This window comes from Actinomadura madurae (assembly GCF_900115095.1).
Classification (GTDB): domain Bacteria; phylum Actinomycetota; class Actinomycetes; order Streptosporangiales; family Streptosporangiaceae; genus Spirillospora; species Spirillospora madurae.
On sequence record NZ_FOVH01000041.1, the window covers coordinates 1 to 13,439 of the forward strand.

General features: G+C 67.1%; 12 protein-coding genes and 2 pseudogenes. 9 read left to right on the forward strand and 5 right to left on the reverse strand.

Annotated features, from left to right (window positions below; genetic code table 11):
* Window positions 1–361: 361 nt before the first annotated feature.
* The 3 genes and pseudogenes from BM339_RS50535 to BM339_RS47080 all read left to right on the forward strand — a co-directional run bounded on the left by BM339_RS50535 (window position 362) and on the right by BM339_RS47080 (window position 2,021).
* Complete coding sequence (locus tag BM339_RS50535; RefSeq protein WP_177287944.1) at window positions 362–562, forward strand: hypothetical protein; 201 nt, start codon at window positions 362–364, stop codon at window positions 560–562.
* A gap of 135 nt (window positions 563–697) precedes the next feature.
* Window positions 698–1,405, forward strand: a pseudogene (locus BM339_RS52935) (IS30 family transposase); the annotation flags it as partial.
* A gap of 103 nt (window positions 1,406–1,508) precedes the next feature.
* Window positions 1,509–2,021: a hypothetical protein gene (locus BM339_RS47080; protein WP_075025081.1), complete on the forward strand. Its 513-nt coding sequence runs from the start codon at window positions 1,509–1,511 to the stop codon at window positions 2,019–2,021.
* A 25-nt stretch (window positions 2,022–2,046) separates the two neighbouring features.
* Here the strand turns inward: BM339_RS47080 and BM339_RS52215 are convergent, their stop codons facing one another.
* The gene (locus tag BM339_RS52215) at window positions 2,047–2,232 is read right to left on the reverse strand and encodes a hypothetical protein (RefSeq protein ID WP_256255902.1); all 186 of its coding nucleotides are present in this window, start codon (window positions 2,230–2,232) and stop codon (window positions 2,047–2,049) included.
* Between the two features lie 104 nt (window positions 2,233–2,336).
* A pseudogene (locus BM339_RS52220) lies at window positions 2,337–2,405 on the reverse strand (hypothetical protein); the annotation flags it as partial.
* A 394-nt stretch (window positions 2,406–2,799) separates the two neighbouring features.
* Here BM339_RS52220 and BM339_RS52225 point away from each other — a divergent pair.
* Entirely contained in the window at window positions 2,800–3,036 is a 237-nt protein-coding gene (locus tag BM339_RS52225; RefSeq protein ID WP_256255896.1) for a hypothetical protein, read from the forward strand.
* 181 nt (window positions 3,037–3,217) lie between these two features.
* The gene (locus tag BM339_RS52230; RefSeq protein WP_256255897.1) at window positions 3,218–3,514 is read left to right on the forward strand and encodes a site-specific integrase; all 297 of its coding nucleotides are present in this window, start codon (window positions 3,218–3,220) and stop codon (window positions 3,512–3,514) included.
* Window positions 3,515–3,886: 372 nt separating this feature from the next.
* On the opposite strand, the gene BM339_RS47100 is transcribed toward BM339_RS52230, so the two are convergent.
* Window positions 3,887–4,594: a recombination directionality factor gene (locus BM339_RS47100; RefSeq protein WP_075025083.1), complete on the reverse strand. Its 708-nt coding sequence runs from the start codon at window positions 4,592–4,594 to the stop codon at window positions 3,887–3,889.
* Window positions 4,595–5,303: 709 nt separating this feature from the next.
* Here BM339_RS47100 and BM339_RS47105 point away from each other — a divergent pair.
* Window positions 5,304–6,284 (forward strand): hypothetical protein, encoded by a 981-nt coding sequence (locus BM339_RS47105; protein WP_075025084.1) that lies wholly within the window; start codon window positions 5,304–5,306, stop codon window positions 6,282–6,284.
* Here BM339_RS47105 and BM339_RS47110 read toward each other — a convergent pair.
* Both BM339_RS47110 and BM339_RS47115 read right to left on the reverse strand, forming a co-directional pair.
* Window positions 6,232–7,347 carry a serine/threonine-protein kinase gene (locus BM339_RS47110; protein ID WP_075025085.1) on the reverse strand — a complete coding sequence of 372 codons (1,116 nt, stop codon included), beginning with the start codon at window positions 7,345–7,347 and terminating at the stop codon, window positions 6,232–6,234. The genes BM339_RS47105 and BM339_RS47110 overlap by 53 nt on opposite strands.
* 797 nt (window positions 7,348–8,144) lie before the next feature.
* Entirely contained in the window at window positions 8,145–10,133 is a 1,989-nt protein-coding gene (locus BM339_RS47115) for a TerD family protein (protein ID WP_256255900.1), read from the reverse strand.
* A gap of 1,120 nt (window positions 10,134–11,253) precedes the next feature.
* On the opposite strand from BM339_RS47115, the gene BM339_RS51055 reads away from it, so the two are divergent.
* From BM339_RS51055 to BM339_RS47125, 3 genes are all read left to right on the forward strand, one after another.
* A complete protein-coding gene (locus BM339_RS51055) occupies window positions 11,254–11,751 on the forward strand; it encodes a tyrosine-type recombinase/integrase (protein WP_218163952.1) in 498 nt (165 codons plus the stop codon).
* Entirely contained in the window at window positions 11,739–12,161 is a 423-nt protein-coding gene (locus BM339_RS52235) for a site-specific integrase (RefSeq protein WP_256255901.1), read from the forward strand. The genes BM339_RS51055 and BM339_RS52235 overlap by 13 nt, the downstream gene beginning before the upstream one ends.
* Window positions 12,162–12,242: 81 nt before the next feature.
* Entirely contained in the window at window positions 12,243–12,899 is a 657-nt protein-coding gene (locus tag BM339_RS47125) for a hypothetical protein (RefSeq protein WP_075025087.1), read from the forward strand.
* The last annotated feature ends 540 nt before the right edge of the window (window positions 12,900–13,439 follow it).

Genomic DNA, 13,439 nt, shown 5'->3' on the forward strand with positions numbered 1-13,439 from the left:
CGGCGACGTAGGCGTCCAGTTCGGCGCGAGCCTGGTCCTGGCGCTCGGGGTCGGCCAGTTCGGGGTTGCGGCGGTGTGCTTCGGCCTTGATGTCCGCCGCCGGCGCTGGGCGAGCGGGGAGCCGCGCCCGCGCACAGGAGACCAGTGAATTCTTGACCGGGTTGATGGACGCGCTGCGCGTTGGCTGGGACGTCGAAGACCCGGATCTGGCCGAACTGCTGCGGGGGCGGACATCCGCATCCCCGAGCTCCGCAACGCCCGCCGCGAGGACGCCCGGGAAGGTCTTCGGCAGTGGAAGGCGTGCGGGCTGGGCTCCAAGACCGCGGGCAACCTCCGCACGGCGATCATCCCGATCCTGCGCATGATCGGGCTGGAGGGCGTGCAGAGCGACGCCCCCGACGACCGGGGCGGGTCGCATCGCATCTGGATCGACCTTGAGCAGGTGCGCGTGGTGGGCAAGCCGCTGCTGCCGGCCTTCGGATCCCGGATGAGTCCGTCCGGTGACCACCTCCGGCTCCTGCTGGTGTGGCGCCGGCCCGGCCCCCAGCAGCTCATCGAATGACCTCCGGGCCGCCATACCGCATCCGAACCGCAGCACGCACCAGCCCAGTATGACCACGAGGCGGGCGGGCGGCTCGTCCTCGGCCTGAGTGGGTCTCGGTGTCCCCGCGGCTCGGGAGCGTCAGACCTGTCAACGCCCCTCGACCATCCCGAAGACCAGGCTGTTGGTGTGTCGCACGAGGCTATCTACGGCTGGATCTACGCACTGCCCAAGGGTGAGCTGGCCCGCCAAGGGCTGGCGCTGCGCTCAGGTCGCACCCGCCGCAAGCCCGCTCACGGTCGTGCCCCACGGGCGCCACGGATCAAGGGCATCCGGTGGATCGACGATCGGCCCGCCGACCCCACAGACGGCAGGTCCCCGGACACTGGGCGGGCGATCTAGTGATCGGCAAGGACGGCAAGCCCGCCGTGGGGACGCTGGTCGAGCGGGTGTCGCGGTTCGTGGTGCTGGTGCCGCTGGCCGGCCGCGACGCCGCCACCGTGTCCCAGGCCGTCATCGACCAGGTCAGGACCTGCCGGACGTGCTGCGGCGCTCGCTGACCTGGGACTGCGGGTCGGAGATGACCGAACACGCCGCCTTCACCCTCAAGGCCGACCTGCCGGTGTAATTCGCCCACCCGCACTGCCCCTGGAAACGCGGCATCAACGAGAACACCAACCGCTGGCTACGCGAATATTTCCCCAAAGGTGCCACGATCACGGGCGACCCGGAGTACCTGCAAGCCGTCACCGACGACTCAACGACCGACCCCGCGCTATCTTCGGGTTCAAGAAGCCCAAAGAAGTCTTCGCCGAGCCACTCACCAGCCCGAATGCTTCCATCCCTGAGCGCGGGCCCGGCTGATGTCGATTCACAGCTCGGTCCCGGCCGAAAATTGCCGCGAACTTCGTCAGCGTGAGCAGCGTCTACTGGGGTTGTACGTGATCACCAAGATACGGGGGCCGGCATGCTCATCTCACGAAGAATCATCGGCGCGGGCGCAGCCGCGGTCGTCGCCGTCAGCGCGTTCACCGGCATGACCGGCAGCGCCGCGGCCGACAGCCGCCAGACTCCGAACAACTCCACCGTCACCCAGCCGACCGGCGATTCCGGTGCGACGCAGCGAAGCAGCTGCCCCAGCGGTCACAGCACCTGGCACTGCTTCGGCGGCTACGCGGTGATCGACGGCGGACCCAATTACGTCTACGCCGTCGCCAGGAAAAACAACGGCGACAGTGTGGCGGCGTCATTCCAGCCCTCCGGCGAATATCTGAAAGTCCACGACCACTTCAACAACGACCACTGGACGATGGCCGAGATCTGGGTCGAGGGGTTCGGCACGGAAAGGCGCTATTCGCACGGCCGCCAGACCGTGGAGTGGCAGCTCGATTATCCCGAGAATCGGAAGATGTGGTTGAGGGTGTGCACGTCGAAGTACGGGGGTGCGGTCTGCACCAAGCCGTACCACCGCAGCACCTGAAAAGACATCCCAGGAGTTAACTGTGTCAAGTCGTAGCGTTCTGGACGGGGTGCGACCAGGCGGTTGCTTCGTCGTAGGGCGTGCCGGTTTTGAGGCAGCCGTGCAGGATGCCGACGAGCCGGTTGGCGAGCTGGCGCAGGGCGGTGTTGTACCCGGCTCCGCGGGCTGTGAGCTTGTCGTAGTAGCGGCGGGCGCCGGGCGAGTGGCGCATGGCGATCGAGGCTGGGTCATCAGGGCGTCGATGAGCCGGTCGTTGTGGACGAACCGGGCCAGGACGGCCTTCTTCTTCCCGGACGCGCGAGTGATCGGGCTGGTGCCGGCGTGGTTCTTGCGGGCCTTGGCGGGGGCGTAGCGGTCGGGGTCGTCGCCGAACTCTGCAAGCACCCGCGCGCCGAGGATCTGCCCTAGGCCGGGCTGGGACAGGACGATCTCAGCGGCCGGGTGCTGCCCAAATGTGCCTCGACCTGCCCTTGAAGGGGCTTGACCTGGGTATTGATGACGTCCAGTACGGCCAGCAGAGCACGCACCGACGCGGCGTAGGCGTTGGTGACGACCTCGGGCTGGCTCAGGTGCTCGGTGCGCAGTGCGGCGCGGATCTCGCGCGAGCGTGCGGCCAGGTCACTGCGGGAAGCTCACGGCTCGTGACGTGCGCCTGTCCCTGACCCGCATCCGGGAGGCGTGCCAGTGCTGCTGCAACGAGTGGGACGCGTCCTGCGAGGTGCCCCGCTGCTGCGCTCTCGAGGGCGGGGAGTGCTGCCAGTCCCGGCTATCGTCGCGCATGATCCAGTTCGTTCACGCGGTCCTGCGCAACGCCCTGCAGACGGCCGTCCGCGACGAGATCATCCCGCGCAACGTGGCCAAGCTGGTCACGGTCACCACGCCGAAATACGGGGTCAACCGGGGGCTCACGGTCGACCAGGCGCGCGACGTCCTCAAGGCGGCCAAAGACGAACGGCGTGCTGGCGCTATGCCTCGGCCTGCGGCGCGGGGAGCTGCTCGGGCTGTTGTGGGATGACGTCCGGCTCGTCGGCTGCCGCGCCTGCGGCGGTGAAGGCGGCACCCTCGACGTGAGCCGTACGGACGCTGCGGAGAGAGCGGCATCGAGTCGGCGACGCTGAAAGTGGTCAAGACGCTTCAACGCGTCGGGCGAGCGCTGCGGTTCGTCCGGCCCCAAGACCGACGACTCCAAGCGCACGGTGCCGCTGCCGGACCGGTGCATCACCGCTCTGTGTGAGCACCAGGTCCGCCAGGACGCCGAACGGGCGGACGCCTGGCCGAACTGGCAGAACTCGGGACTCGACTTCCCGTCCCGCCTAGGTACGCCCATGGAGCCGGACAACCTCCGCCGTAGCCGGGGCCGTGTCCGGAAAACGGCCGGGCTGGAGTCGATGCGGTTCCACGACATGCGGCACATCTGCGTCTCGCTGCTCCTGGCCCTCGGCATCCCGCCGCACATCGTCCGGACATCGTCGGGCACAGCGACATCGAAGTGACGATGACGATCTACGCTCACGCGGCGCTTGATGAGAAGCGGGCGGCGCTCGGGAAGCTGGGGGATGCGCTCGGCTGAGGCCGTTGCTGTCAAAAGGCTCGGAACCTGATCAGGTTCCGGGCCTTTTAGCTGGTCAGATGTGGTGGGCAGGGGCGGGGTCGAACCGCCGACCTTCCGCTTTTCAGGTCACAACGTCTGAGCGCTGTGCTGACCTGCGAAAACCCAGGTCGCTAACGAGTGAGAAGCCGATAAGCGGATTGTGTTCGCCCGGCGACCTACCACGCTGCGCCACACAGTAGCTACCCGCTGCATGTCGTGGCCATGCCTCCCACGCAACTGCCCGCGCCGTCCACACCAGGCTCGTCACGTAGGGTCAGGCTGGCTCCGATGTACCTTCGTACGGTCCGTCGACCTTGAGAGTGGGCTTCTTGTAGCTCACGATCTTGCCCCCCATGGGGCCGCCCTTCGGAACGAAGGTGACCGTTTCCAGGGTGAGGGCGCACATCGCCGGCCCGCCGACGCCGTCAAGGTCGCTTACGTACTCATGCAGCACGCGGAGCAGGTCCCAACTGCCCGACCGCATTTGGAACCTGCCGAGGCAGGGCACGTCGAGTAGACGGAAAGTGATGCTGGTGTCGGGCTTGGGGCCCCGCCCAGCCTTGGCCTCTTCCTTCCGGTCCGCCAGCAACTCAGGGCACCCACACGGTTCACCCTTCCGATCGTCGGTCAAGAACTCCGCGCCGTCACAGTGGTGAATGATCACGCCACCGATGCCCCAGAGCTTGAGGTCGGACTCAATGGCGTCCGCGCCCGTGACGACGACCCGCACGGAATCGGCGTCCGTCAGCACTTCGAGATTGTCTTCGCCCTGGGTGTCCCACTCCTCGACGCTGCCGCCCAGCGTTGCCGCGACGGCGGCCGCAACCGCTCGGTCACCAGTTGTCACGCGCCACGTGTCCAGCGTGACGGGGGTTCGGCCCATCATGCGGCCCGCCCGGAACTGGCCCACGATGTCCGAGACGTAACCATGCTCGGGCCTTGCCTCGTGGTCGGTTTCGAAAATTCGCGGCTTCGGGACCATGCTCTGAGTTCCTCTGGGGGCGGGTCAAGGCAGTGGCGGTCTGGCGTCCTGGAGGACCTGTCCAGACCCAGCGTCGCCACCCATCATGCGGCATGCCACAGGGCAGCCTCCGCGAAATGGCTACACTCGGTCGGCGCTCACGCCATGCCCCGGCCGGACCCAGCCAGCCGCACCCCTCATCGGCCGCCGCTGGCGGACCGTGAGGCAAGGTCCTCTTCCGATGTGAGTGCGTTTCGCTGCGGCTTGGTCCATATGGCTGCTGCATGGACCTTTCGCCGGGCTTTGGCCGCCGGGCCATCAGCATCGAGGAGCCCCTCGACACCGCCTACGGCGATCGACGAGCGATGGTGCGCGACCCGTTCGGCAACCTCTTCCAGATCGCACACCGCAACCACCCGGCCCCGCCGCGACCCAACCGCCGTAGCACCGAAAGGGGGGTCGGAGGGGCCGACACCCCGGCCCCTCCGGTCAAGCCCCTACGCAAAAGCATTCTCTCGCTCGCATCCGTTCCCGCCTTTCGGGTTCGTTGCGCGCTTGAGCAGCGCGATCGCTTGTGTCACGGGACTGTAAGGGGGGGAGCGGTTGCCGGTCTGTAGCCGCGCGGGACCCGCGCTTGTCTTGAAAACCTCGGTTCGGGTGAGTCCGCAGCGGGGTCGGAGCACGTTGTGGTTTCACAGACTGCCCGGAAATGCCGGGTTATCGTCGGGGCGTGAGCGGTGCAGGGGAGGGGCGCTTACGAATCGCGCCCGAGCTGATCGTGGGCAGCGTCTGGACAGAATCGCGCGTCGGGACCCGTGCCGCGAAGGGGATGCTGGGGCTAGGCGCGGGCCTCGTGGAGGCCGTCTTGTTCCTCCCGCTCGCCAGCTGGTGGGCGGTGCCGGTCGGGGTGGCCGTCGGCGCGACGGCCGGGTGGTTCGCCAACGGCTCGACCTTGCTCCGGATGTGGGCCTTACGCAAAGGGAAGGACGGCGCAGCGGCGCAGCGCAAGCCCGAGATTAGCATTCGGCGCCCAGCCGGTGAGATCACGGCCGGGATGTGGGTTTGCCCCAGTAGCGTCATCACAGGGCAGGAGCGTCAGCACGACCAATTGATCAAGCGTCGGCAGCGCGAGTTTGAGAATAAAGACGCGGAATGGCTGAGGCGCGCGCGGATGAACCGGCAGGAGGAGGAAGCTGGAATCGAGCCGGTAGAGGCGTTGCCGCCACGACCCGTGCGCCCCCCCGACCCGCCCCCGCCAAAGGGAACCTTCAAGCAGGTCGTCGCCGTGAAGCGCACCGGGGAACAGGTTGACATCGCCTGGCGGGGACGAGGGCGCGGCACCGACAAGGCCCATCGCGACGAGCAATACAACTGCGTGGATAGGGAGGAAACCCCGCGGCTCGACCCCGGCCGTCGCGCCGCCGCTGTCGCGCTCCGCGAACTCATGCGCATGTTTCCCGAGGACCGGGACGAACGCGAACTGATCACCGTCCTGGAGAAGACCGGGCACAGCCCGGGCGCAGCCCGGCAGGCGCTGCGTGGCGCGCTCGCCTGGGGGCTGCTCGAGATGACCGGCCATACCCCTGGCCACCGGGCCCAAGAACTGGTGGCCCTGTTCCACAAGCCCGACTCCCCGCAGCCCGTGCGCCGCGTCACCGTCACCCCGGCGGGGGAGGTATGGGCTTTCGCGGACGCCCGCGCCCCTGCCTGACCTGGGAGTGGTGCGCCGGATCCGTACCGATCGAGAACAGCATCAACGTGACGACGAACAAGCCCACTGCGGCGGGCAGCACCTTCTCCGCCCCGGCATCCAGCAGGACGAACGCCAGGGTGGTCAACGCCGTGGTCACACCCACGCTGACCGGGATCGGGAGATACGGCCGGAGATACCAGGGGGTGGCCAGTAAGCGTCGCGTGTGGCCCGCTGCAGTGCCCCCAGAGGGCATCGCGCTGACGGCCGTCCATTCCTCCGACGCTCCATGAGCTCGGGCGATGCCCGCCTTCGTCATCTGCCAGTGCAGCTCATGGGCACTGGGACGCTTCTCCTGGTCCTCGGCGAGGCAGGCCTCGAGCATGCCGCGTAGGGGATCGCCGACCCTGTTCACATCGGACTTTCCGGATTCGGGATCGTAGCCGCCCGCGGCGAAGAGGATGGTGAGTGCCCAGGAGTAGATATCGGTCTTGGTCTTGACCCGATCGTTCCGATGCTGCTCCGGTGACATGAATGCGGGAGTCCCGAAGATCTCCCTGCTCTGGGTGTCGCTGTTCAGCATCTTCGCCACGCCGAAGTCGATGATCCGTGGCCTGCTGTCCCGGCCGATCAGGATGTTCTTCGGCTTGATGTCGCGGTGCATGATCCCCTTACGGTGCACCGCGCTGAGGGCCGTGATCGTCCGGACGGCTAGGCCCTCCAGCTCGTCCCGCCGCAGCGGCCGCACCGCTCCGTCTCCGGCGACCAGCTCGTGCAATGACCGGCCGGGCACATAGACGCTGACCAGGTACGGCGGGTCGGCGTCCAGGTCCCAGTCCAGGATGGGAGCCGTGCATTTCTCGTTCAGCTGCCGTAGCGCCACCACTTCCCGCTTGAATCTGACCTGGGCCCTGCGGTCCGCGAGCTCGTCCAGGGTCCCGGCAATTAGACGCTTCAGCGCCACCCTTCCCAGGTCATCGGCCTCGGCCAGATAGACGACGCCCTGGCCGCCCTGCCCAAGGCGACCGAGGAGACGGTAACGACCGATCAGCTGAGGATCATCCGGTAATAACGGCAGAGTCAAAGGGGCCTCCCCGTACTCGATGCAGACTCGCAGGACACCGCCCCGGCCGTCTATGGCATGCGTTACAGAACCGAGGCCGAACCCACATTCGGCATGGCCCCGTGATCGAGTGGTCCTGCGAACACACGCATCTGCCGCAGATGGGGCGTGTAGGCGTCGATGGTCGGGAATGCGGGAGCGATCCGGCGGGAGCGGATTCATGGTGCCAGCTGTCAAGGTGACGCTTGTGCTGGGTACGTTGTTGCGTCGCGCTCAAGACGCGCCTCGATATTGACCGGATCCGCGCGGCTCGCCGCGTGATCGGCCCGGTGTCCCTGGACACTCCATTGTTCTAGTGCGAAGCGGACCGTGGCGTCGCCGCTGTCCTGGAAGACTCGGCCTGCTTCGCCAGCTGCCACGTGGTCACCATCATCTGCGGTAGCAACGTCGACCTGGACGACTATCACCGCTGGTCTGGTGTCGGTCCACCGGACCTCGGGGTGGCCGAGACGAATCGCTGGCGGTGCCGCCCACACTCAGCCGACCTGCACAGCCGCGACGCCCATTTCGCTTCGTCCTAGTGGCCAAGATCGGCGCCACTCGAGGGCGACCTTGAACCAACACACGTGTCGGTGAGCCCTACGTTCCGTGACCGGCCTCCTCGAGAGCGATCGTGCTGATCAACTGGTGCTTGCACCGGCCAGTTGCGATGACTAGCGTGCCGGTGATTCAAAGCCAACCAGGTGACGTGAACGCCGTCTTGCGAGTGCGGATGCCGGTCGGGGCTGTACGCCCGAGGGACCTACGACGCGGACCAGTTAGCCGGCGTTCTTGGTGTCGGCAGCCGTCGCGGGATCGGGTTTCAGGACCTGGAGTATTTCTTGGTGGAAGCGGTCCACGGCGGTGTCGATGCTGCGGACGAAGCCGGTTTCCTCGGTGCCGCGTTTGGTTCCGAGCCCGGTCGCAAGGGTCAGGCGGAAGGTGTCGATATGTGGTGTGGTGTCGGGGACGAGAAGACCGGGCTCGGTGATGAGGTTCTTGAGCAGTTCGCAGGGGCCGGTCTTGTGTTTGGGGGCGAGGGCTTCGACGCGGAGTTCGGGCGGCGCGTCGTTCAGCTGGCGCAGCAGCCACTGGACGCGGGTCAGGGGACGGGCGCGGGCTGCGGCGGGGACCTCGACGGTGGTTTCGATCTGCCCGGTGCGCAGGTCGGCTTCGAGTAGGATCGGGCCGCCGGCGTTGGGGATCCGGATCTCGGCGCTCATGCGACCGGACTCCACCAGGGAGGTGACGGTCTGCAGGCGGCGGACCGAGGCGTCCCCGTCCCGTCGTTTGCGGAGGACGGGGGCGATGGCCAGGCCGGTCTCCCCGCTGAGACGCAGGCACAGTTGCCGGATCAGCTTCTCCCAGCTCTCGGCCACCTGCATCGCGCGCCGATCACCGAGGCGCAAGGTGCCCGCGGTAACGGCGTTGCGCACCGGGACCCAGGCGGCACCCATGTCCCGGAAGCCCTGGCAGCCGGCGTTGTCCTGGCGCAGGTAGTCCAGCAGCTCGCCCAGCAGCCAGGCATGCATGGGGGTGGCCACGCCGTCGTGGCGGCAAAGCATCTCGGCCTCGTGGGCGACCTCGGCCCAGGACAGGTGCCGCAGGGCCACCTTGCGCAGCAGCCGCTTGTCGACCTTCAAGGGATGCTCGTTGTCCAGAGCCAGGTCGTTGGACAAGGTGATCACGGTTTCGTAGCCGTGCCGGGCCGCCACTCCCAGATAGGCCTCGACCTGGTCGGTCTTGAGGGGGTTGCCGCCGGTCTTGGTCTCGATGAGCGCGGTCCAGATCCTTCCGGCCCTGGCCACGCGCAGCACACCGTCCGGGCGGACCTTGCCCTCGCCGTGTTTGAAGGTGGCTTCGGCGAAGGTTTGAATGGTGCCGGCGGGGGCGTTGAAACGGGCCGTCAGGCGACGGCCGAACTCCGGTACCTGCGCCATCACCGCCAGCAGCGTGGCGGTTGCGCGCGCTTCGCGTTCCTGGTCGTTGCGCAGCCCCGTGACCGGGAACAGCCGCGCATGCTGCCAGGACGGATGCTCGGCCAGATTGACTTTGGCCGCCTTGGGCACGGTCGTCTTCTTCTTGGCCGTCCGGACCCGCTTGGGGCGGTCACCGTTGGTGGGCGTTGAATCATCGGGCGGGGGCGCGGCGGCGGGCCCTGGAGCCTCCGGCCGGTCAGGCTCGGGTTCGGCGGCCCGCTGCGAGCGGGTCCGGCTGGCTTCTTCCTCGTCGCTGTCATCGGCGTTGATGCCAAAGTCGGCGACCAGGCCCGCGAGGCCGGACTCGTAGCCCTGACCAACCGCCCGGAACTTCCAGCCGTCGCCTCTGCGGTACAGCTCCCCGAAGATGAACGCGGTCTCGGTGTCGGCGTCGGTGATGTCGAAGGTCAGCAGCACCTCTCCGGCGCTGTCGGAGGTGGTCAGCCGCAGATCGTCCAGTCCGCCGAACGTCGCACCCGCGTAACGGCTGGCGGCTATGACAACGCGCTGCACCTCGGGCCGCACCGCGCCCAGGTCGACCAGGATGCGGTCCTCGCTGCCGGTGGCGGTGGGCGCCTTGCCCAACAGGCGCACCGATTCGTCAGCGGTGGCGGGCTGGTTGTAGAAGACGAAGTCGGCGTCGCTGCCGACCTTGCCATCGGCGTCGACCAAGAGCACCGAGACATCGGCCTCACCTTCGCCAGAAGGATCGATCCAGCTCAACGCCACGGTGAACGGGCCGGTCGCCGTGGTCAGGCCGGACAGGTCAATGTTGGCGCCCTTGGTCATCTGTGGCACTGCGTCTACTCCTCTGCTCGCCCTGATCTCGCGCGTACAGCGGGAGCCATGACGCCGCAATCCGTGGAAACACGTAGTGCGATCAACTGCATGCGCAGTGCCAGCGTACGCTGATCAGTCGCCGTGAAGCCCGACTCGGTATGGAGGGGCCGCACCCGGCCACACATCACGGCAGCCGGAGTAGACCGAGTCGGACCCGGGAGCCAGAAAGAAGAGACACCCCTGTGAGACCGCAACAACGATCTCGGTGATCGTAATTCGCTGCCATCACGGATTGTTCATTTCGCTGGACCAGCGACGCCCGTCATCCATCCGCTTTGTGAACCGTGCCCGGCTCGATCGTTGCTTGCGGCCCCGAGGTTGGTGGGATGGGATCGGGCCATGACGGACAGAGGCCGGCAGGATGATCGCGAGTTCGTTGCGCGGCTTTCGGAGCCGGTCCCGCTGGGTGATCGGTCGGAGCCGCTGCTGTTGTGGGATGCCGGTGAGCAGGGTCTGGCTGTGGAGACTCTGACGGACCTGCTCTGTGATGCCCATGTGCCGTTGGGTTGCGCGGACCGGGCCCGGCTGGCTGAGATGGCGAAGTCGTGGAATGTCCTTGGCCGGGTGGCGGGGGCGCTTCGCTGGTGCCCGGACGCCGACGATCCAGTCGGTGGCAGGTCCCTTGAGGGTACCGAGCGGGAACGGGTGGTGGCCGTCGAACTCGGGGGCAGAGATCGGGCCCCGGCCACATCCTGCACGGTCGGGAATTGGTGGTCTGGCTGGCCTGCAATGCCTGTGACAACGTTTTGGTCCGGCTCGATGAAAGCAAAGCCCGAGCGCGGGGCAGGCCACACCACTTCGCGGTCGCGCATCCGACGTGGAGTGGGCAGCGCGAAAACCCGCCGTGGCCGATGGTGACGGTGTACGCCAGCTCACTGGCAGCGCTGGACCGCCTCGAACGGTGCTCAGCTTGACTCTGCTCGCCCCTGCATCCAGACCGGGTGATGCCTTCGCCGCCTTCAGGTTCGGCAGGATTCGGCAGGGCATCCTCTTCTACCGCGTGTGGTCGGTCTGGTCTTGGGTCTGATGCAGGCGCAGCGTCGCAGGTAAGACTTCCTTCGATGAACTCTTGGGAGCGACGCCCGGCGCTGGGACCGCCGACAGGGACGTCCTGCGGCTGGCGACGCTCGCCTACCTGGCCCGATACAAGGGCGACTCCCGCATGCACACCGAGTCGGACCTGCGGATCTACCTGAACTGGTGCGCCGAACGGCACCTGGCGCCTTTAGCGGTACGGCGCGCGCATGTGGAGATGTACGTACGGTGGCTCCAGGAGATCCGCCGGTTCCGGCCCTCGACCGTGTCCCGACGCCTGTCAGTAGTGGCCGGCTTCTACCGCACCTGCGTGATCGACGGGATTCTCGAACACTCGCCCGCCGACCACGTCCGCCGCCCCAACGTCCCACCCGAATCGCCCACGCTCGGACTCTCCGATCTGCAATTCGAGGCCCTGCTGTCAGCCGCACGCGCCTCGTCCAACCCCAACGACTTCGCGCTGGTGGCCATGCTCGGCCTCCTCTCGGACTGCGGATCTTCGAAGCCACCGGCGCCGACATCGACGACCTAGGCGAGGAACACGGTCACCGAGTCCTACGCGTGATCAGCAAAGGCATCCGGAGTGTACTGGTCCCCCTCCCGCCAGCAGTCGGCAGAGCCATCGACCGCGCCATCGATGACCGGCCGGCCGGGCCGATCCTGCTCAACACCCGCGGAGCCCGGATGGACCGGCACGCCGCCACCCGCCGCCTACGCCAGCTCGCAGCCGCATCCGTCGTCCGGCTGCCACGGATGCACCCACACATGCTCCGCCACACCTTCGTGACCACCATGCTCGACGCCGGCGTCGACCTGCGCGACGTACAGATCGCCGCCCGCCACGCAGACCCACGCACCACCATGCGCTACGACCGAGCCCGCAACAACCTCGACCGCCACCCCTACTACATCCTCCCCGGCTACATGGCCTCCGGCACCTGAACCAAGGACCCAGACCGGAACGCGCTGGTCTGCCGATGAGCGGGCATTTGCACCGATCCGTCGACCTGGAATCCTGAAGTCGTGGACGAAGACCTCGCGGCCGTGCTGGCGCGCCTCGACCAAGTTTTCGCGCCGTATCCCCGTCGAGCGGTGCTTGACTGCTGCCCACATTGCCGTCCTGCGACGCCGGTCGACGAGGACGACCTTTTCCCGTTGACTCTCCGCTTGGGTGGCACGGTGGGCGGCCGCGAGGATGTGAAGAGCCTGCTCCCTCTGCTGTTCGAGCGCATGGTGACGTCCGGTGAGCTCGACGGGAGCATCGTCCTGTCCACTCTGACCAAAGAACAATGGCGCCACTGGCCTTCGGCCGAGCAGCAAGCGATCGACGACTATCTCGATGCGGTCTGGCGATCCCTGCTGAGGCAGTTCCCCTCAAGGATCGGTGCCTTCTTTGACGCTGCCGCATTCCTTCAGGCCGCTGCAACGACCGGCGACAGCATCGGAAGATACCTCGCCGTCTGGGACACCATCCCTGATCCGGCCGCAGATCGCCACCTTGCCCAGCTGGTGAACGAACACGATTTCGCTGATGCCCGTCGCAGGGGCTTGACCGCCTGGCTGTGCCGCGAGGTGACAATCGACCGGCTGATCAGCGCCTTCGAACGTGACCACGACGCAGCGTGGGCGGACGACCTCGCCATGGCCTACGACCTCCTGTCCTGGCAACCTCGCGCATGACGACCGACCGCCCTCGGCTGGCTCCCGCTCATGCCGCGAAGCGTTCGAAAGCCGGGGGGCTGCCATGGTGAAGTCGATCATGGGCGTGGCCAGCGTAGTGGACGTGGAACGGTTAGCCGATCTGGGCACTGATCATCTTCGAGGGCGATAGGCGGAAGGTGTTCGAGCGGTGTGCATCCGCTTGAAGCTGCTTCAGGGCCGGAAATAAAAGCACCTCTGACCGTGTTTTGGCTGGTCAGAGGTGTGGAGGTGGGCAGGGGCGGGGTCGAACCGCCGACCTTCCGCTTTTCAGAAGTGGCAACCACCCTGCCGCCGTTGCGTCTCCCGAGGTTGGACGGTGCCTGACGTGCGTCCGTGGTGCTGCTTGGCTGCCGTCGTTGCCGTCACCGCTTGGGGCTTTCAGGCGACCTTGATTGAGTGGGGGCCGACGCTGACGGTGATGTCCAGGTGTCCTCCGAGTGCGGTGGCGTAGGCGCGGAGCGTTTCCAGTTCCATGGCTTCGAGGTTGCCGTTTTCGATCTGGGAGACGCGGGACTGGGA

Coding starts and splice junctions, on each gene's coding strand:
- BM339_RS50535 (WP_177287944.1), top strand. CDS start 362: ATGATCGGGCTGGAGGGCGTGCAGAGCGACGCCCCCGACGACCGGGGC.
- BM339_RS47080 (WP_075025081.1), top strand. CDS start 1,509: ATGCTCATCTCACGAAGAATCATCGGCGCGGGCGCAGCCGCGGTCGTC.
- BM339_RS52215 (WP_256255902.1), bottom strand. CDS start 2,232: ATGCGCCACTCGCCCGGCGCCCGCCGCTACTACGACAAGCTCACAGCC.
- BM339_RS52225 (WP_256255896.1), top strand. CDS start 2,800: ATGATCCAGTTCGTTCACGCGGTCCTGCGCAACGCCCTGCAGACGGCC.
- BM339_RS47100 (WP_075025083.1), bottom strand. CDS start 4,594: ATGGTCCCGAAGCCGCGAATTTTCGAAACCGACCACGAGGCAAGGCCC.
- BM339_RS47115 (WP_256255900.1), bottom strand. CDS start 10,133: ATGACCAAGGGCGCCAACATTGACCTGTCCGGCCTGACCACGGCGACC.